Source organism: Micromonospora sp. NPDC005194 (genome assembly GCF_040608335.1).
In the GTDB taxonomy this organism is placed as follows: Bacteria; Actinomycetota; Actinomycetes; order Mycobacteriales; family Micromonosporaceae; genus Micromonospora.
Genome location: NZ_JBEXIA010000010.1, coordinates 150812 through 167584, shown reverse-complemented (window position 1 = coordinate 167584; position 16773 = coordinate 150812). Strand labels below are relative to the sequence as shown.

Genomic DNA, 16773 nt, shown 5'->3' with positions numbered 1-16773 from the left:
CGGGCGGATTGTGGCCCGTCACCGCCGCCAGCCTCGCCCTGGTCGCGACACTCGTCCTGAACGATCGATTGCCGGCGAGACGGTTGCCGACGCCGGTAAGCAGGTCGCGAGCCTCGATCGGCCGATCGAGGGCTGTGACGGTGGCGTGGGTTGCTGATCTCCCTTGCCGTACGGCGAGCAAGTCGAGATGAAGCTTGACCCCCGCCGGGGGGATGCGGCCCTAAGCTGTCGGCCGGTGCCACCTGGTGGCGGCCTGCATCGACGAGCAAGTGTCGGGCGTCGTTCATTCACGTTCGTGGTCGACCCGCACCGACGCTCCCGCTGCCTTCTTGCTGCCTCGATGACGGTCAGCGTTGCTGTCGGCCGCGCCAAGCGAGCCGGTCCGATGCCACACTTCGTCGCTGGCTCGACTACCTGTCGTCGGATATGTGACAGAGAACGGCTTCTGGAGGCCGTAGCGTCCGCTCATAGTTGACCGCTGGGCGGCTAGGGCTGGAAGCTCGTCGAGGAACCCGCGGGCTCGGGGAGCCGGCCTGCCGGGCCCAAGCTTCACCGCCCAGATCCTGCCGATCCAACCCGTGCAATGTGCGGACGCAAGCTGGACCCTGTGGCTCCCAAATTCGCTGCCCGTCCGCGCTCAGTGCCTGCCTGCGGCAAGTGTGGGGCCTTGGTGGCTGTCGCTCGGAAACAGGTTGAGAAGGCCACGGGTGTTGCGGCGCGACGCAATAAGGTCGGCAGGGCGAAGTCCCGTAAGGAAGAACTCTCGCTCGAACAGCAGATTGCGCTGCAGCGGCGAGCCTCTCGTGCAGCTGGACGGGCAGATGAGGCCGACCGGCTCGACCGCCAACGTGGCCAGGAGCCCTCGATACGGACCGTTAGCGGCGGACTTCCTACGCTCGGCCGTCACCACCGCTGAGGCGCGCGGCGTCCGCTCCCCTACGCCGCGCGGGCTCTTGGCCGCGCGCGGCCCGACCGGCCGCCGGCCCAACCCTCACCGGCCAACGCCTCTGTCGTTCTGCGGCGGCCCTCCGGGCTCTCCGCTGTCCGCGCCAGCCGCCGGGCATCAGGCGTGACGGCCGCAGAGCGGCAGCGGTAGCGGCCGGCGCGCGCCCGGGCGGCGGCGCGTGCGGCCCGTCTCGGGCCGCCTTGAGACATGTACAGAAATTCTGAACCACGTCGCCGAGGCGCTTCGTCGTTAGGCAAATGACGGGCTGTTCAGCCCCGAACGGATTCAGCAACAAAGACGCCCCGACCCGGGCGGCCAACCAACACGCCCTGCTCCCGCAGGACCGCCACCGCCCGGTGGATCGTCGAAACCGACACGTCGTAGTGGTCGGACAGCTGTTGAGTGGACGGGATCTTCGACCCGGGCTGGAACTCGCCCACCTCGATCCGTCTCAGCAGATCGTTGATCAACTCGTTCATGGTCGGCGGAATCGGCACGTGGAGGCCCCTTGCAGTCGGTTGGCCCTCCCAGTATCGAGCAACAAGTGAAAGAGCGGCAATAACTGACGTAGGAGCAGTAGGCAGGAGCGTCAGCCAGATTCGACAGGTAAGAGAGCGTTGACAGAGGTGACAGGTATCGGTAGCGTCGCCCTCGGTGATGCGGTGCTGCTGCGGTCGGTTGGCGCCTCTCGTACCGGTCTCGCATCGCCGCCGAGACCCCACCCTCCGCGCTCCCCCGGCGCGGCCCTGCTGCCGTACTGCCGATCGAGGCTGCGGTCGCAGGGCGGGGCGGTCTCCGCCGACCGCAACCGGCGGAGGCCGCCCCCTCCACTTCGACGTGACCCGACGAAGGGCGGTCCCCCGTGCGCGACCTGATCCGTCGGCTGGTGAGCCGACGCGAGGAAAGACCACCGATGGCAGGAGACAACCAGAGACAACCCCTCCGGCCCTGGCAGATCCGCGAGCGCTGCTTCAACGTCCGCCGGCGTGGCCTCGACCCCGTCGAGATCCGCACCTTCCTCCACCGCGTCGCCGACGAACTCACCGTCGCGCAGACCGCCCTGGTCGCGGTGCAGGAGGAGAACGTACGGATCAAGAACGCGCTGCGCGCCTGGCAGAGCGCCCAGTCGGCGAACCACCGCTACCGATGACCGAGCGCTGGGTGATCCATCTGCCGGTCACCGCACCCGACCTGCTCCGGGCCCGAATCCTCGCCCGGACCGCCGCCCGGGTGCTGGCCCGGCTCAGCGCGCGGGTGGAGCCGGGCGGGGTGACCGTGTCGGCGGAGGACCAGCAGGGCGTACGACATTGGGTCTTCTGCGACCGGCCGCTACCCGGCGGCGCACGGTGCGCCCTGCCGGTCGACCACCTCGCGCCCTGCGCCCGGCGCGCGCGGCCGTGACGACAACGCTCAACGGGAGAAGCGGTCCACCAGCACTCTCAGCCGCCGGTCGTGGTCGGCGCGGCGGAGTCGACCGCTGCGCATCAGCATGATCAGCCCGTGCAGGCCGCTCCAGAACGTCTCGGTGAACGTCTCCAGGTCGTCGTCCCCGGCGACCGGGCGTACTGTCTCGGCCAGTTCGGCGAAGCCTCGGGCCAGGTCGGTCGGGACCTCCTGGGTGGCGAACGGCAGGTCCACGGCGAGGGTGAACATCGCGTCGTAGATGGCGGGACGCTGCTCGGCGAACGCGACGTATGCCGCCGCGACGTCGGCGACCGCCTGCCGGGGACTGGCGGCCGAGGCCCGAGCCGCGGCCAGGGCGTTGGCCAGTTCGGCGAAGCCCTCGACGGCGACCGCCGCCATGATGGCGTCCTTGCCCCTGAAGTGGCTGTAGAGGACGGGCTGGCTGTACTCGATCTCGGCGGCGAGCCGCCGGGTGGTCACCGCCTCCCAGCCTTCGGCTAGGGCTAGGTCGCGTGCCGCCGTGACGATGGCCCGTTCCCGTTCCGCCCGCTCACGCTCTCGGCGCCCCTGAGTCGACATGACAGCAATCCTAGCAGCGCTAGCGTTCCGTTCAATGCTCTGCTAGCGTCGCTCTTGCATCTAGCAGCGCTAGGAATTGGAGCGGACTCATGCTGGCACCCCTCGCCTACGGCCTCGCCGTCGTACTCAGCCTCTTCATCGCCTTCATCGGTGCGCGGTTCCTGCTGGTACCGCGGGCCGCCGCCGCCGGGTACGGCGTGCCGGCCCGGCCGGACGGCGATCCCGCCTACCTGACGATCAAGGGCCTCCGCGATCTCAGCTACGGCCTGCTCGGCCTCGCCCTCATCGCCTTCGCCAGCGCCGACGCGGTCGCATGGTTCATGCTGATCGTCGCGCTCGTCCCGCTGGGCGACACCCTCATCGTGCTGCGCAACGGCGGAACGAAGGCCGTAGCCTTCGGCATCCACTTCGCCACAGCAGTGGTAGTCCTCCTGAACGCCGCCCTGCTCTTCGCCCTGTAACGCCCCCACCCGCACGTGGTGCTCAAGAGGTTTGCGTCATCGACGGGCCGATCGGTGACACAAACCTCTTGATCACCACGGTCGGTGGTCAGGACGTGGGGGGTGGGCAGCGGTCGGGGAGTTCGACCACTCCTGGACGGTGGTCGAAGGTGTCCATCATGAACCACTCGTCCAGCTCCGGGTCGAAGAGATTCTGCAGGCCGAACTGCAACACCTGCCACCACCGGCTCGGGTCGTGCTGGTCGACGTAGATGTCGCCGAGCGCGATCGGGAACCGGAAGAACTCCCCCGGCACCGTGGACCCGCCGACGACACCCACCCGCCAGTGGTCGACGTGCCGGTCCTTCTGGCCCTGCAGGATCTCCGGGCCGACAAAACGCGACGTCTTCAACTTGTCGTTGAAGATCTGCCGGTTGAAGAACCCCGGGATCTTGCTGCACGCGCGCGGCGGGAACAGTGGGATGTTCGGCCACTTGTAGGTGAGCGTGTAGAGGGTGTTCTCGAAGATCAGGTTCGTGAACCAGATCGGGTACTCCGGGCCGCCGGCGATCATCTGGCTGTTGCCGTCGCGGCCCTGCCAGGTGAACGGGACGTCGATGCCGAGGTCCCGCACGATGTACCGGCCGGTGCCCTGAAAGTCTGCGGGAAGCAGCGGCGGGCGCGGCTCCCGCGGCACGGGGGCCACCTCGCCGTCCGCCCGGGCCGCGCGGGGCAGCGGCGCCGCCGCCGGACCGGGCGCGATCACCCCGAGCGCGAACAGCCCACCGGCCACGGCCGACACCACCATCCGATGTGTACGCCTCGAAGCCATCGACCCCTCCGCCGGGTGTAAGAGTGCCACCTGCCTTCGGCGCAGCGTATGAGCAGGCCAAGCGAGGCGAAGGCGGATCGCATTGACTCCCTCGGAAGGGTGAGACGCCTGAGCGACTCGGGTTTCTGGAAGTCGCGGTGTCCGAGGTGCGTTGATGCCCCGGTTTCACGGAGACCGAGTTGATCAAGCTGACCGCTAAGCTGCTGATCCGGCAACAGTGGCGATGCCAGGACGGGGGCGGCGATGAACGCCGAAGATCGCATCGAACGGGCCCGGAAACTCTACGAACAGGCCGTGTACAGCGGCGATGCCCACGTACTGGCCGACGCCGAACGGGACCTGGACGCGGTGGAGGCCGACACCGCGCTGGCCCGTGGGCGGATCCTGCACGCGCGGTTTCTCGACGAACGCGCCAAGAGCGGCACCTCACCCGTCGAGGACCCGGCTGAACTGCCGTTGTTTGAGCGTGCGGCCGAGCTGTACCAGGCGCTGGCCGACACACGCGGCCAGGCCGAGGCGCTGTTCTGGATCGGCTGCCTGCATCAGATCATCCGGCGCGACAACGAGACCGCGGTTCCGCACCTGGAAAGGTCCCGCGAGCTGGCGGCGCAGGTCGGCGACAGACGGACCCAGGCCGAGGCATTGCGACACCTGGGCATCGCGGCGCACATGACCGGTCGGCTGGATGAAGCGCGCGAGCGGCTGGAGGAGTCGTCACGGCTGCGCCGAGAGGTGGGAGCGCTATCGGGCGTGGCCGCCAACATGGTCGGGCTGGCCTACGTCGCCGCCGCCCAGGACCGCCACGCGGACGCACTCGCGACACTCGACGAGGCGAACGCCATCGCACGGGCGCACGGCGCCCACGCCATCGTGCGGCAGATCGAACAGGCAAGAACGCAGATCTAGGCAGTTCAGAGGATCCGAGTCACCTGTTCGGCGGCGACGACCGCATCCCGTCGCGCCGGGTCGAGGTTGGCGCTGATGACCACCGACGCGCCCGCCGACAGCGGCGCGAGCAGCCACTTCAGCGGCTGCTCGTGCTCGGCGGCGTCGACCAGCAGCCGATCGCCGGCGCGCAGGCCCAGCATCTCGGCGATGCCCTGGGCGAGCGCGCCCCACTGGCCGTAGGTCGTGCCGTCCGCGCTGGCCGGATCCGACGGATGGATGGCGGTGTGGTCGGGCGTGACGTCCGAGTGGCGAAGCACCTCGGCGGACCAATCCAACCAGCCCAGCGGCACGTCAGCCAGCCGGCCCGGCCCGGTGCCGACGAGGTAGCGGTGCGGGGCGTCCGGCACGTCCTCCAACCAGTCGTCCTGGCGTTGCGGGGTCACGAAGACCGCGTCGAACGGTCGCTCGCCGCCGGGCTCCAGCACCGGCAGGCCCGCCGTGGCGCGCGGTCGGAACGACACCGCCAGGCCGCAGGCCCAGGCGCCCAACAACACCGCGGCGGTACGCCAGTGCGGCGGCAGCAGCACCGCTACGCGGCTGCCGGGGCCGAGTCCACAGCCGTCCCGCAGCAGGCTCGCGCTGCGCGCGGACCAGGCGCCGACCTGCTGCGCGGTCAGGTCGACGCGCTCCCCGGTCGCCTCGTCGCGGTAGCTGAGCAGCGGAATCTCGGTGGCGGTGGAGGGGTCCGACAGGTCGGCCGTGGCGTGTGGCTGCATCTGCGCGCTCCCCGGGTGACGACGTCGCCACCACCCTACGCAACGACTTTGGTCGTACCCCTCGTCGGCCGATGGCCGTAGCGGCTGGCCGGGTGGCCCACGGACGCTACGGACGACCCCCGCAGCGCCACCGAGGAGTGCCCATGCCGACCGAGCCCGACCCCGCCGACCGTCCCCCGTTGCGCCGCCGGCTCGTGCCGGTGGTCGCGTTGCTACTGCTCGCGCCCTGGGCGGCCGAGTGCTCATGGGGTGGCTTCGCCCTCGACGGCTTCCTCCCGGTGGTGATCTTCCTGGCCCCGATGTACGGCGGGGCGGCGATCCTGATCCGGGAGACCGCCCGGCACCTCGGCGCGGGATGGCCGACCATCGTGCTGCTCGCCGCCGCCTTCGGTGTGCTCCAGGCCGGCCTGGTGGACCAGTCCCTGTTCAACCCCGGCTACCTCGATGACACCCAGTACGCCGACACCCGGGCCGCCGCCGAGGCGTCGCTGGTGCCGGGGCTCGGCTTCAGCCTCCGGCAGGCGTTCGACTACGTGGGCAACCACATCCTGCTGACCATCTGCGCGCCGATCGTGTTCGTCGAGTCGTTCCTCGGTGCGAAACGGCGGCTTCGGCCGTGGCTCGGACGACAGGGGTTGGCGGTGGTCGCGGTGCTCTACCTGCTCGGCAGCCTGCTGATCTTCACCACTCCCGAGGGCCGGAAGAACTTCCTGGCCAGCCCGCTGCAACTGGCCTTCGCCACCGCGGTGGTCCTCACCCTGATCGCGACGGCCCTGCTGCCCCGCTGGCGTCGCCCCCACCCGCGCCGCGTCCGCCGGGTGCCGCACCCGATCTGGGTGGGTCTGCTGGTCGTCCTCGCCCGCCTCTTCACCGACCCGACGCCCGGTTGGCCGGGGGTGGCCGTCGCGCTGGCGCTCGCCGCCACCGTCGGGGCCGTGCTCGCGTACCTGTCGGGGGGCGCTCGCTGGGGGCAGCGGCACGTGCTCGCCGCGGGCTCGGCGAGCGTGGTCAGCGCCGCCGCGTTCGCGTACCTGGTGCCGCCGTACTCCCCGGCGAGCCCGGCGGCGGCCCTGGCCGGCGACGTCGCGGTCACCGTCATCACCGTGGCCCTGGTCGTTGGCGCCTGGTGGCGTCTGCGCCGCGCTTCGCCCGCTGTCCACGTCGCCGCGAGCTGATGCTCCCTGGCGGTGCCGGTCAGGTGCCGGCGAGGTAGCGGGTCGGGCGCGGCCGTTTGCCAGTGCGGGGCGGCAGCACCGCCACGCGGCTGTCAGCAGCGGACGATGCTCAGGACCGGTCGCCGGCAGCAGGGCCGGCCTGGATGAGTCGATCCAGGACATCGCGAGCGGCTGCGAGCCGATCCATGGACGTCGTGATGCGGGTGCGCTCCACTGCCAGAGCGTCGAGGAGCTCCGGGCAGGTGGGGGCCAGCACGGTTACGTCGTCGGGGATGCAGGGAAGGATCTCGGCGATCGCCGCGGTGTTCAAGCCGGCGGACAGCAACAGTTGGATGTGCCGCACCGTGCCGACCGCCTGCGAGTCGTAGTGACGGTAGCCGCTGGCGAGACGGGCGGGACGCAACAGGCCCTGCTCCTCGTAGTAGCGCAGGGCACGTGGGGTGGTGCCCGCCTCCCGCGCCAGTTCGCTGATCCGCACACCGACAGCAGATCAGGGCTTGACCTTCACGTCAACGTGAAGGTTTAGCGTCGTCGCTGTGACTCACCGCAACCAGGACAATCAATCCGCCACCGTCGCCGTCCTGGGGCTCGGCCCGATGGGTCGGGCGCTGGCCGCCGCGTCGCTCGCCGCCGGCCACCCCACCGTGCTCTGGAACCGCTCACCCGGCAAGGCGACCGCGCTGGTGGCCCAAGGGGCGGTGCTCGCTCCGACGGTGGCCGATGCGGCACGCCGGGCATCGGTCGTCATCGCCTGCGTCATCAACTACCGGGCGGTCCGCGCCGTCATGTCGGGGCTCGAACGCCCGCCGAGAGGAACATTCGTCAACCTCAGCAGCGGGCACGCCGCCGAGGCACGGGACATGGCGGGCTGGGCAGCGCAGCGGGGCGTCAACTACCTCGACGGTGCCATCCTGACGCCCGCGCCGACCATCGGGACACCTGCCGCGACGATTCTCTACAGCGGTCCGCGGGCCCTCTTCGACGACAGCCTTCCCTGGCTGGAGAGCTTCGGTGGCGCCAGCGCCTACCTCGGCGCGGATGCCGGCACGGCAGCAGCGTACGAGATGGCGTTGCTCGACCTGTTCACCATGTCCGTCGGCGGACTCGCGCACGCCTTCGCCCTGGCCATCACCGAGGGCATTGCCCCGACCGCGTTCGCTCGCTTCGCCAGAGGAATCGGTGGCCTGTTGCCCGACATGGCCGACCGATTCGCCGATCACATCACGTCCGGAACCTTCGCCGCCGACATATCCACCATCGCGTCGGCGGGCTCCGCGGTCGCCCACGTCCGCGATGCCGCGGCCGCGCGTGGTGTCGACCCCGCGCCGCTAGAGGCTGTGCAATCGATCATCGACCGGGCCATTGCGGCGGGCCACGGAGGCGACAGCTACGCCAGGCTGGTCCAGTCGCTCGTACCAGCCGATCCGGCGCAGGCGGCACGATGATCACGATCGACGATGGCCGGGTGCCGCGACCTGGCGATTACACTCGCCCCACACCACTTTGGAGGGGGCGGCGCAGTGGGTGAACTGCTGTCGGCGGTGGTTCAGATCGTCAACTCGTACGTCAGCAGACTGCTGGATCGGCGGACGGTTTCCCAGGATGCGAAGGTCGGCGCCCACCTGCTGGACGTGGTCCTCACGTTGCAGGAGTTGTGCCTCAACGGCGACCGCCTCCTGAGCCTGGCCGACGCCCTGATCTCCGACGCCGACCCCCGGGCGGACGACCAGGCGGAGTTCGCCGCGCTGCTGCACCGGCAGTCAGTGCTGATCAACCAGCTCCGGCGCGGCATCGACGACTCCCGCGCGCTGCTCGCCACCGTCGACGTGGACTTCGCGTTCGCGATGGCGCCCTTCCTCGATGGCAAGTCGGGGCTGCTGACCCGCTGGCAGCAACAGGCAGCCCTCAGCCGGTACTCCACCACGACGCTGTTCTTCCTGCCCGCAGAGGCGGTCACCCGGGTGGTGGCCGCCAGTCCGGCGGCCTCGACCACCACGGCGCTCGACCGGAACCGGACGGACTTCGTGCTGGTGATGGCCGACGAGGTACGCAGCGCTCGCCGGCGGGAGGTGGCGGACATCCGAGCCGTCGCGGACGACGAGCGCGCGACGCTGCTGCGGGACGTGGGCCGGGCCCGTGCCGACCTGGCCACCGCCCGGGCGCTGTGCGCGCGGCTGCTCGCGGCTACCCAGGAGGCCATCGGTCCAGCGGCCACCGCCCGGATACGACGGACGCTGACGCCCCGACAGCAGCACCGCTGAGCGGAATCAGTCGCCCGGATCCCGGTCCCAGTCGAAGCCGGCGCGGGCGAACGCGACGCTGCCGTCCCCGGTGGCGTACACCTTGATCGCCTTCAGGCCCAGCGACCGGGTGAGCCTTTCCAGGTTGGACATGATGCGCTGGAAGAGCCCGGTGTCGGTGGCCTCCTCGGTGATGCGGATCTCGTCCAGCATCGCCAACCGCCGGGGGAAGGAGAGCCGCAGTTCGAGCAGGACCCGCAGAACGTCGGACGGCGCGATGCGCAGCGAGACCGCGGCACCGCCGTCGGCGTAGAGCGAGACCTCGACACGCGCCTCGGGCAGCTCCGCCGTCAACACCTCGTAGAACTGCCGCGGCGTGAGCTTCATCCACTGCCGCCAGGCGGCGAGCGCGGTCTCGTCCGCCCGGCCGACCGTCAGCGCCGGTTCCGCCGCCCGCAGGTCGGCCACGGTCAACGCCTCGATCTCGACCGGTCGCTCCCCGGCTCGGACCTCCTCATAAGGCGTCAACGGCACTCCCGCCTCGACCAGGAGCCGGTCGAAGTCCGGGTCGGGCCAGTACGGGGCCGGCGCGAACTCGCCGACGCGGCACCACAGTTCGTGCCACAGCCGTACCGCGCCAAGCGGTCGAAGGCCGAGCCGCATGGCTGCGACGAGGACGCACCGGTGCAGGTGCAGCGTTGCGGCGAGCGCCGCCAGGTTCGCCCCCGGCTCGTCGCAGGCCCGCAGGGCGCCGACGGAGTTCCGGTCCAGTTCGGTGTACGCCACCAGTTCCGGCAGGTCCGTCAGACGCACCGGGATCGGGGAGTCGAGCAGGAAGTCGAGGTCGGCCGGCTCCCAGGCGACGTCGTCGTTCAGCAGGATCGTCCGCAGATCCCGGCCGTGCTGGCGGACCACCACCTGGAGGATCGGCTCACCATCCGGCAGCGTCCGGTGGTTGAGCCACACCACCGCCTCGGGGTAGAGCCGCAGGCTCACGTCGATCGCCGGCACGGTGACGAGCAGGGCGGAGCCGTCGTGCTCAACCCGCAGCGCGCGGAGCTCACTCAGCGCGCCGACGAGTTCACTTATCTGCATCGACGAACTCTAGCGACGAAACGCCGTCGCGGCGTCCGGTGGCGGCTCGGCGGGCCCGCCATCTCGATGTGCTGTTGAGCGGTATACCTCAGAGGTATGAATATGACTCTGGGGTATACCGCTCACTGGCGCATCCGCCCCGACGAAGGTGACCGACCGTCACCGTCGACCCCCGACTGCGCCCACAGCACCAGCCAGGGTCAGCCCTTGACCGGCAGTTCCGGGCCGCCGTCGAGCAGTGCGGCCAGCAGGTCGCCGTACTCCTCGACCCGCTCCAGGACCTCGGCGGCGGTGAACTGGCGGACGGCGGGTCTCCGGCCGCGCGCGCCGGCCTCGACCTCGTCCCAGGTCAACGGCGTCGAGGCCGAGGGGGTCCGCTGGGCGCGCAGCGAGTACGGCGCCACTGTGGTCTTCGCCGCGTTGTTCTGACTCCAGTCGATGAAGACCTTGCCGGGGCGCAGGTTCTTCGCCATCTTCGACACGATCAGCTTGGGGTGCGCCTTCTCCAGCTCCTGCGCGATCCGGCGCGCGTAGGCGGAGACGTCGTCGGCGGACTGGGTGCCGGCGATCGGGCAGCAGAGCTGCATGCCCTTCTTGCCGGACGTCTTCGGGTACGAGTCGATGCCGTCGTCGGCGAGCCGGTCGCGCATCAGCACCGCCACCGGGCAGCACTCGGCGAGCCCGGCCGGCGGCCCCGGGTCCAGGTCGACGACCATCATGTCCGGGTCCTGGCCCACCTTCCACTGCGGTGTGTGCAGCTCCAACGCGGCGAGGTTGGCCAGCCAGACCAGGGTGGGCAGGTCGTCGGCGACCACGTAGTCGATGGTCTCCCGACCCTTCGTCGACCCGGGCGCGGGCAGCGTCTCCACCCGTACCCAGTCCGGGGTCGCGGCCGGCTTGTTCTTCTCGAAGAAGGACTTGTCGTCCACCCCGTTGGGAAAGCGGATCCGGGTCACCGGCCGGTCACACAGGTGCGGCAGCAGCACCGGGGAGATCCGGGTGTAGTAGTCGATCACCTCGCCCTTGGTGAAGCCGACCGCCGGATAGAGGACCTTGTCCAGGTTGGACAGCTCCAGCGGGCGACCCTCGACGTTCACCCGCACCTTCTCAGCCGGCATCGTCGACCTCCTCCGGCGGCTTGTCCGGGCGCAACCGCAGCACCCGGGGGAAGCGCAGCCGGCCGTCCGGGGTGCGTTGGCCGTACTTCACCTCCACCACCACCCGGGGTTCTACCCAGATGGCGCCCCGGGCATCCTCGCGCGGCACTCCCGGCGCGAACGGTGACACGCCGGAGCGCAGCGGCTCCAGCTCGGCGAGGAGCTGCCGTTCGATGGCCGCCCCGATCCCGCCACCCACCCGACCTCGGTAGATCAACCGGCCGTCCGGGCCGGGCACCCCGACCAGCAGCCCGCCGATGCGGCGCGCACCCGGCCGCCAGCCGCCCACGACGAAGTCCCCGGTCACCTCCAGCTTGACCTTCACCCAGTCCGGGGAGCGCACCCCGGGCCGGTAGACGGCGCCGACCCGTTTGGCCATCACGCCCTCCAGGCCGTGCTCCCCGGCCGCCTCGTAGGTCGCCGGGCCGTCGGCGAACACCGGCGGCACCGCCCACCGGGCGCCGCCGAGCGCGAGCGCGTCCAGGGCCTCCCGCCGGCGCTCGTACGGCCAGCCGGTCAGGTCGTCACCGTTGCGGCGCAACAGGTCGAAAATCATGTACGTGACCGGCATGACCGCCGCCAGCCGGGCCGCCTTGTTGCGATCCCGCACGTGCATCCGCTCGGCCAGCGCCGTGAACGAGGGCTGCCCGCCCTGGCCCAGCAGCACCACCTCGCCGTCGAGCAGCACGTCGTCGACCTGCTCGCAAAGGGTGGCCAGCTCGGGGTACGCGGCGGTGATCTCCACGCCGGAGCGGGCGTACAGGTGCTGGACGCCGCCGGAGATGTCGGCGAGCGCGCGGACCCCGTCCCACTTGAACTCGTACGCCCAGCCGTCACCCGCCGGGAGCGGCCCGGTCATCGCGAGCATCGGCTTGAGCGGCGCGCCGGGCACGACCCGACTGTAGTAGCAGGCCGAACACCTCGCGTGGAGTTCCAACGGATGCGAGCATGGTCGATACCGGGGAAGGGAGCGCAGGATGCGTGCCATCTGGAAGGGAGCCGTGTCGTTCGGGCTCGTCTCGATCGGGGTGAAGCTCTACTCGGCGACCGAGGAGAAGGACATCCGGTTCCACCAGGTGCACCGCGAGGACGGCGGCCGGATCCGCTACAAGCGCACCTGCTCGGTCTGCGGCGAGGAGGTCACCTACGACGACATCGCCAAGGGCTACGACATCGGCGGCGGCGAGATGGTGATCCTCACCGACGAGGACTTCGCCGACCTGCCGCTGACCAGCTCGCGGGCGATCGACGTGCTGGAGTTCGTGCCCGCCGAGCAGGTCGACCCGATCCTCTACAACAAGGCGTACTTCCTGGAGCCGGAGGGCACGGCGACCAAGCCGTACGTGCTGCTGCGCGACGCCCTGATCGACTCGGAGCGGGTGGCCATCGTCAAGGTGGCGCTGCGCCAACGTGAACAGCTCGCCACGCTGCGGGTCCGCGAGGGCGTGCTGCTGCTCAACACGATGCTCTGGCCGGACGAGATCCGTACGCCGGACTTCGGTTTCCTCGACGAGGACCTGAAGGTACGCCCACCGGAGCTGGCCATGGCCAGCTCGCTGATCGACTCGATGACCGGCGAGTTCGAGCCGGACGTCTTCACCGACGACTACCGGGCCGCGTTGCAGGAGGTCATCGACGCCAAGGTGGAGGGTCGGGAGGTCGTCCAGCCGGAGGAGGTCGAGGAGGCCCCGGCCGCGGCGGTGGACCTGATGGCCGCGCTGAAGGCATCGGTGGACCGGGCCCGGGCGGCACGCGGCGAACAGCCCGCCCGCGGTGGCGGCGGCGAGCCGACGCCCATCTCGTCGGCCCGCTCGGCCCAGAAGGCGGCCGAGAAGAAGGCCGCCAAGGCGCCCGCGAAGAAGACCACGGCGAAGAAGACGGCGGACAAGAAGACCGCCGCGAAGAAGGCCGAGCCAGCGAAGAAGACGGCCGCGAAGAAGGCCGAGCCGGCAAAGAAGACGGCCGCGCGCAAGACCGCACCCCGCAAGAGCGCCTGACCGTACGGCGGCGACGAAGGGTGTCCGCCGGACCGGGTACGCTCCGCCGGCCGTTGGCCACCGGAGGAGCCCCGTATGCCGTACACCCCTGACCTGGACCGGTTGTTGACGCCGGGTGCCCGCTTCACCGACGAGTACGGCGCGTACCTGATCGAGGCCCATCCCGTGGATGACGTCGTGCTGCCCACCGGCCGGGTGGTCGGGTGCGACCCGCTGGTCTGCCCGGAAGCCGAGCCGTACACGGTGACTGTCGCGCCGGGGCGGTATCCCGCCCGCGCCTGGGTGGCCGTGGTGCTCCGGGAGGGCGCCGAGGTGGACCGGCGGGTGGCCGCGCTGCAACTGGTGGTCTCCGACGAGCCGGCGATTCGCTGGGAGCCGGCCGTCGCGGGCGACCAGGACGTCGCCGCGCTCGGCCCGGACGACTACTTCGGGTACGGGGTGGACGCGGGCGCCGGCACGCTCGCCGACCCGACGGCGCTCGCCGTCCTCGACGGCTGGGACCACGACCAGGTGGAGGAGGTGTTCATCCCCGAGGAGCTGCCCGTCTCGCCGGTCCGGGGTCTGATCACCGCAGTCCTCGACGAGGCCACCGGCGCCAATGTCGTCACCGTGGCCACGGGTTGGGGGGACGGCTGCTACGGCACCTGGATCGGGCGCGCGGCCGACGGGTCCGTGACGTCGTTCGTGACCGACTTCATGGTGATCCCGAAATAACGTCCCGCGAGGGCGTCGCTGGGCGATCCGAGGCATCCGGGGCGGGCACGGCGGGCCGCCGGGCGGGTACCGTGTGCGTCGGCTTTCCCCCCGGCACCGCGTGCCGGCCACACCTTCGCAGCAGGGAGTCGACGACGTGAGCGAGCGCACGCAGGAGAACCGGTCGGAGGGCCAGAGCCCGGCGACGAAGGCGGGTCGGCGGCTGGCCGCCCAGCTGGCGGCGCAGAAGGCCGCCGAGGCGAAGCGCCGCCGCCAGGCGTGGGCGGGTGGCCTCGCCGGCGTCGCCGTGATGGCGCTGCTGATCGGCGGTTTCGTGTGGATCGACCGGAACCGGAGCGACGACAAGCCCGCCAACCAGGCAGGCGCGACCCCGTCCGCCTCCGCCCCGGCCGCGGACGCCCCCACCGCGCCCCCGGCTCCGCAGCTGCCCGCGGGCGCCGACCCGGCGCTGGGCACCAAGCCGACGGTGGCGGCGGGCAAGGGTGAGCTGAAGAAGCTCACCGTCACCCCGGTGATCAAGGGCACCGGCCCGGCGGTGAAGAAGGGCCAGACCATCACCACCAACTACGTGGGCGTCTTCTTCAAGGACGGCAAGGAGTTCGACTCGTCCTGGAACGCCGGCCAGCCGGCCAGCTTCCCCATCGGCGTGGGTCAGGTCATCCCCGGCTGGGACCAGGGTCTGGTGGGCGTGACCGTGGGCAGCCGGGTGCAGCTCGACATCCCGGGCGAGCTGGCGTACGGCAACGACGAGGCCAACGCCAACGGGCGTCCGACCGGTCCGCTGCGCTTCGTGGTGGACGTGCTCGCCGCCCAGTGACCCGTCCGGATCGCCCCGGTTGTCGCCGCGGCGCGATGGACTTGTTCACATGGGGCTTCCTGCCCGTCACCCTCCGGCAGTAGGTTCGGCGTCACCCCGGGCGGCCCGCCGTCCGGGGTGACCATGCGGACCCGGGACGCGGAGGTGCACGTGACGGCGCTGGACGAGCCCGGGCGGACCGCCCGGCTGATGTGGACGCACTTCGAGCCGGTGCACGCGGTCACCTACTTCCACCCTCGGGCCCGGGCCGCGCACGAGGCGGTCGGGCTGCGCGGCTACTGGCGGGGTTACTTCGCCTGCCGGACCGCGCCGCTGGGCGCCGCCGAGGCCGCCCCGGTCATCGCCGCGTTCTTCAACTTCGCACCACCCATGGTGAGCCGGGCCCTGCCGGCGGTCTGGCGGCTGGCCACCCCGCAGGAGGCCCTGCGCGCCCGGCTGACCGGCGCCGTGCAGGCCCTCGCGGAGCTGACCTACGAGCTGCCCGAGGCGCACCTGGCCGAGGCCGCCGACCTGCTGGAGCGGGCCGCCTCGGCGGCGCAGACCGCCGGTCGGGTGCTCGGCGCGGCCAACGCGGCGCTGCCGATCGGGGAATATCCCCTCGCCCGCCTCTGGCAGGCCGCCACCACGCTGCGGGAGCTGCGGGGCGACGGGCACAACGCCGCCCTGGTGGCCGCCGGCCTGGACCCGGTGGAGACGCTGGCGTGGCGGGTCGCGGTGGACATGTCAGCGGAGAACCTGCTCGGCCGGGGCTGGTCCGAGGAGCAGTGGCGGGCCGCCCGCGAACGGTTGGCCCAGCGCGGCTGGCTGACCGGGGACGGCACGGCCACCGACGTCGGTCACGCCGGGTTCCAGGCGATCGAGGACGCCACCGACCGCGCCGCCGCACATCCGTGGCGGGCTCTCGGCCCGGACGACACCGACCGGCTGCGTGAGCTGCTGGAGCCGATGGCCCGGTCGTGTCACACGGTGATCCCGCCGAACAGCCCGATCGGCCTACCCGCGCTGCCCGGCTGACCGGCGGTCCGCCTCTCGGGCAGGATGGGCCCGTGGTGGATGCGGTGGTTTTCGACCTGGACGGCGTGATCGTGGATTCCGAACCGGTCTGGGAGGAGGTCCGGCGGGCGTACGTGGCGGCACACGGTGGGTCCTGGCAGCCGGACACCCAGCGCCGGCTGATGGGCATGAGCACCGGTGAGTGGGCCCGCTACCTCAGCGGTGAGCTGGGCGTGCGCCGCAGCGCCGAGCAGGTCGCCGACGAGGTGGTGCGGGAGATGGCCCGGCGCTACACCGAGCACGTACCGCTGATCGACAGTGCCGACGAGGTCGTACGCCGGCTGGCCGCGCGGTGGCCGCTGGGGTTGGCCAGCTCGTCGCCGACCCGGCTGATCGCGGCGGCGCTGGACGCCACCGGCCTGACCGGCGCGTTCGGCGCGACCCTCTCCACCGAGGAGACCGAGCGGGGCAAGCCGGCGCCGGACGTGTACCTGACCGTCGCGCGGCGCCTCGGCGTCGACCCGACCCGTTGCGCGGCCGTGGAGGACTCGTCCAACGGCGTGCGGTCGGCCGCGGCGGCGGGGATGAAGGTGGTCGCGGTGCCCCACGGGTCGTACCCCCTCGACCCGGACGCCGCCGGGCTCGCGGTCGTGACGTTGGGGTCGATCGGTGAGTTGACGCCGGAGCTGGTGGAGGGGCTGGGTTGACGCGGGCCGAGCG

Annotated in this window: 19 protein-coding genes and 1 pseudogene; 12 read left to right on the top strand and 8 right to left on the bottom strand. The window is 71.3% G+C overall.

The features are described 5' to 3' along the window. Positions 1–1215: 1215 nt before the first annotated feature. The gene (locus ABZU53_RS11580) at positions 1216–1443 is read right to left on the bottom strand and encodes a winged helix-turn-helix domain-containing protein (protein ID WP_355065512.1); all 228 of its coding nucleotides are present in this window, start codon (positions 1441–1443) and stop codon (positions 1216–1218) included. Positions 1444–1883: 440 nt separating this feature from the next. Here ABZU53_RS11580 and ABZU53_RS11575 point away from each other — a divergent pair. Together ABZU53_RS11575 and ABZU53_RS11570 are read left to right on the top strand one after the other, a co-directional pair. Next, a pseudogene (locus ABZU53_RS11575) lies at positions 1884–2096 on the top strand (DivIVA domain-containing protein); the annotation flags it as partial. After that, complete coding sequence (locus ABZU53_RS11570) at positions 2093–2347, top strand: hypothetical protein (RefSeq protein WP_355065510.1); 255 nt, start codon at positions 2093–2095, stop codon at positions 2345–2347. The pseudogene ABZU53_RS11575 and the gene ABZU53_RS11570, both read left to right, overlap by 4 nt. A 9-nt stretch (positions 2348–2356) precedes the next feature. Here the strand turns inward: ABZU53_RS11570 and ABZU53_RS11565 are convergent, their stop codons facing one another. Further along, complete coding sequence (locus tag ABZU53_RS11565) at positions 2357–2929, bottom strand: TetR/AcrR family transcriptional regulator (RefSeq protein ID WP_355065508.1); 573 nt, start codon at positions 2927–2929, stop codon at positions 2357–2359. An 89-nt stretch (positions 2930–3018) separates the two neighbouring features. Here ABZU53_RS11565 and ABZU53_RS11560 point away from each other — a divergent pair, with 89 nt between their 5' ends. Beyond that, positions 3019–3390, top strand: coding sequence for a DUF4267 domain-containing protein (locus ABZU53_RS11560; RefSeq protein WP_355065507.1), 372 nt, complete (start codon positions 3019–3021; stop codon positions 3388–3390). An 88-nt stretch (positions 3391–3478) separates the two neighbouring features. On the opposite strand, the gene ABZU53_RS11555 is transcribed toward ABZU53_RS11560, so the two are convergent. Continuing rightward, positions 3479–4201: a hypothetical protein gene (locus ABZU53_RS11555; RefSeq protein WP_355065505.1), complete on the bottom strand. Its 723-nt coding sequence runs from the start codon at positions 4199–4201 to the stop codon at positions 3479–3481. Between the two features lie 243 nt (positions 4202–4444). Here ABZU53_RS11555 and ABZU53_RS11550 point away from each other — a divergent pair, with 243 nt between their 5' ends. Next, positions 4445–5107 (top strand): tetratricopeptide repeat protein, encoded by a 663-nt coding sequence (locus ABZU53_RS11550; protein WP_355065503.1) that lies wholly within the window; start codon positions 4445–4447, stop codon positions 5105–5107. Positions 5108–5112: 5 nt separating this feature from the next. Here ABZU53_RS11550 and ABZU53_RS11545 read toward each other — a convergent pair whose 3' ends face one another. Further along, entirely contained in the window at positions 5113–5865 is a 753-nt protein-coding gene (locus tag ABZU53_RS11545; RefSeq protein WP_355065501.1) for a TIGR03089 family protein, read from the bottom strand. 143 nt (positions 5866–6008) lie between these two features. On the opposite strand from ABZU53_RS11545, the gene ABZU53_RS11540 reads away from it, so the two are divergent. Further along, the gene (locus ABZU53_RS11540; protein ID WP_355065499.1) at positions 6009–7040 is read left to right on the top strand and encodes a hypothetical protein; all 1032 of its coding nucleotides are present in this window, start codon (positions 6009–6011) and stop codon (positions 7038–7040) included. Positions 7041–7149: 109 nt separating this feature from the next. On the opposite strand, the gene ABZU53_RS11535 is transcribed toward ABZU53_RS11540, so the two are convergent. Next, the gene (locus ABZU53_RS11535; protein ID WP_355065497.1) at positions 7150–7518 is read right to left on the bottom strand and encodes a MerR family transcriptional regulator; all 369 of its coding nucleotides are present in this window, start codon (positions 7516–7518) and stop codon (positions 7150–7152) included. A 58-nt stretch (positions 7519–7576) separates the two neighbouring features. Here ABZU53_RS11535 and ABZU53_RS11530 point away from each other — a divergent pair, with 58 nt between their 5' ends. Both ABZU53_RS11530 and ABZU53_RS11525 read left to right on the top strand, forming a co-directional pair. Continuing rightward, complete coding sequence (locus ABZU53_RS11530) at positions 7577–8485, top strand: NAD(P)-binding domain-containing protein (RefSeq protein WP_355065496.1); 909 nt, start codon at positions 7577–7579, stop codon at positions 8483–8485. Positions 8486–8560: 75 nt separating this feature from the next. After that, positions 8561–9301: a hypothetical protein gene (locus ABZU53_RS11525; protein ID WP_355065494.1), complete on the top strand. Its 741-nt coding sequence runs from the start codon at positions 8561–8563 to the stop codon at positions 9299–9301. Between the two features lie 6 nt (positions 9302–9307). Here ABZU53_RS11525 and ABZU53_RS11520 read toward each other — a convergent pair whose 3' ends face one another. From ABZU53_RS11520 to ligD (ABZU53_RS11510), 3 genes are all read right to left on the bottom strand, one after another. Further along, the gene (locus ABZU53_RS11520; RefSeq protein WP_355065493.1) at positions 9308–10375 is read right to left on the bottom strand and encodes a hypothetical protein; all 1068 of its coding nucleotides are present in this window, start codon (positions 10373–10375) and stop codon (positions 9308–9310) included. A gap of 200 nt (positions 10376–10575) precedes the next feature. After that, a complete protein-coding gene (gene ligD / locus ABZU53_RS11515) occupies positions 10576–11493 on the bottom strand; it encodes a non-homologous end-joining DNA ligase (RefSeq protein ID WP_355065491.1) in 918 nt (305 codons plus the stop codon). Beyond that, on the bottom strand, positions 11483–12424 hold the full coding sequence (gene ligD, locus ABZU53_RS11510; protein ID WP_355065489.1) for a non-homologous end-joining DNA ligase: 942 nt from the start codon (positions 12422–12424) through the stop codon (positions 11483–11485). Before ligD (ABZU53_RS11510) ends, ligD (ABZU53_RS11515) begins: the two co-directional genes overlap by 11 nt. 85 nt (positions 12425–12509) lie before the next feature. On the opposite strand from ligD (ABZU53_RS11510), the gene ABZU53_RS11505 reads away from it, so the two are divergent. The 5 genes from ABZU53_RS11505 (at position 12510) to ABZU53_RS11485 (ending at position 16760) form a co-directional block, all read left to right on the top strand. After that, complete coding sequence (locus tag ABZU53_RS11505) at positions 12510–13529, top strand: Ku protein (protein ID WP_355065487.1); 1020 nt, start codon at positions 12510–12512, stop codon at positions 13527–13529. 75 nt (positions 13530–13604) lie between these two features. Beyond that, positions 13605–14243, top strand: a complete 639-nt coding sequence (locus ABZU53_RS11500; RefSeq protein WP_355065485.1) for a DUF4241 domain-containing protein — start codon at positions 13605–13607, stop codon at positions 14241–14243. Between the two features lie 100 nt (positions 14244–14343). Beyond that, positions 14344–15060: an FKBP-type peptidyl-prolyl cis-trans isomerase gene (locus ABZU53_RS11495; RefSeq protein ID WP_354854735.1), complete on the top strand. Its 717-nt coding sequence runs from the start codon at positions 14344–14346 to the stop codon at positions 15058–15060. Between the two features lie 189 nt (positions 15061–15249). Beyond that, positions 15250–16074, top strand: coding sequence for a hypothetical protein (locus ABZU53_RS11490; RefSeq protein WP_355065563.1), 825 nt, complete (start codon positions 15250–15252; stop codon positions 16072–16074). Between the two features lie 32 nt (positions 16075–16106). Beyond that, on the top strand, positions 16107–16760 hold the full coding sequence (locus ABZU53_RS11485) for an HAD family phosphatase (RefSeq protein ID WP_354854733.1): 654 nt from the start codon (positions 16107–16109) through the stop codon (positions 16758–16760). Positions 16761–16773 lie beyond the last annotated feature (13 nt).

What these genes read in the sequence shown, in the direction of transcription:
- ABZU53_RS11570 (WP_355065510.1), top strand. Translation starts at nt 2,093, where the DNA reads ATGACCGAGCGCTGGGTGATCCATCTGCCGGTCACCGCACCCGACCTG.
- ABZU53_RS11565 (WP_355065508.1), bottom strand. Translation starts at nt 2,929, where the DNA reads ATGTCGACTCAGGGGCGCCGAGAGCGTGAGCGGGCGGAACGGGAACGG.
- ABZU53_RS11560 (WP_355065507.1), top strand. Translation starts at nt 3,019, where the DNA reads ATGCTGGCACCCCTCGCCTACGGCCTCGCCGTCGTACTCAGCCTCTTC.
- ABZU53_RS11555 (WP_355065505.1), bottom strand. Translation starts at nt 4,201, where the DNA reads ATGGCTTCGAGGCGTACACATCGGATGGTGGTGTCGGCCGTGGCCGGT.
- ABZU53_RS11550 (WP_355065503.1), top strand. Translation starts at nt 4,445, where the DNA reads ATGAACGCCGAAGATCGCATCGAACGGGCCCGGAAACTCTACGAACAG.
- ABZU53_RS11545 (WP_355065501.1), bottom strand. Translation starts at nt 5,865, where the DNA reads ATGCAGCCACACGCCACGGCCGACCTGTCGGACCCCTCCACCGCCACC.
- ABZU53_RS11540 (WP_355065499.1), top strand. Translation starts at nt 6,009, where the DNA reads ATGCCGACCGAGCCCGACCCCGCCGACCGTCCCCCGTTGCGCCGCCGG.
- ABZU53_RS11520 (WP_355065493.1), bottom strand. Translation starts at nt 10,375, where the DNA reads ATGCAGATAAGTGAACTCGTCGGCGCGCTGAGTGAGCTCCGCGCGCTG.
- ligD (WP_355065491.1), bottom strand. Translation starts at nt 11,493, where the DNA reads ATGCCGGCTGAGAAGGTGCGGGTGAACGTCGAGGGTCGCCCGCTGGAG.
- ABZU53_RS11505 (WP_355065487.1), top strand. Translation starts at nt 12,510, where the DNA reads ATGCGTGCCATCTGGAAGGGAGCCGTGTCGTTCGGGCTCGTCTCGATC.
- ABZU53_RS11500 (WP_355065485.1), top strand. Translation starts at nt 13,605, where the DNA reads ATGCCGTACACCCCTGACCTGGACCGGTTGTTGACGCCGGGTGCCCGC.
- ABZU53_RS11490 (WP_355065563.1), top strand. Translation starts at nt 15,250, where the DNA reads ATGTGGACGCACTTCGAGCCGGTGCACGCGGTCACCTACTTCCACCCT.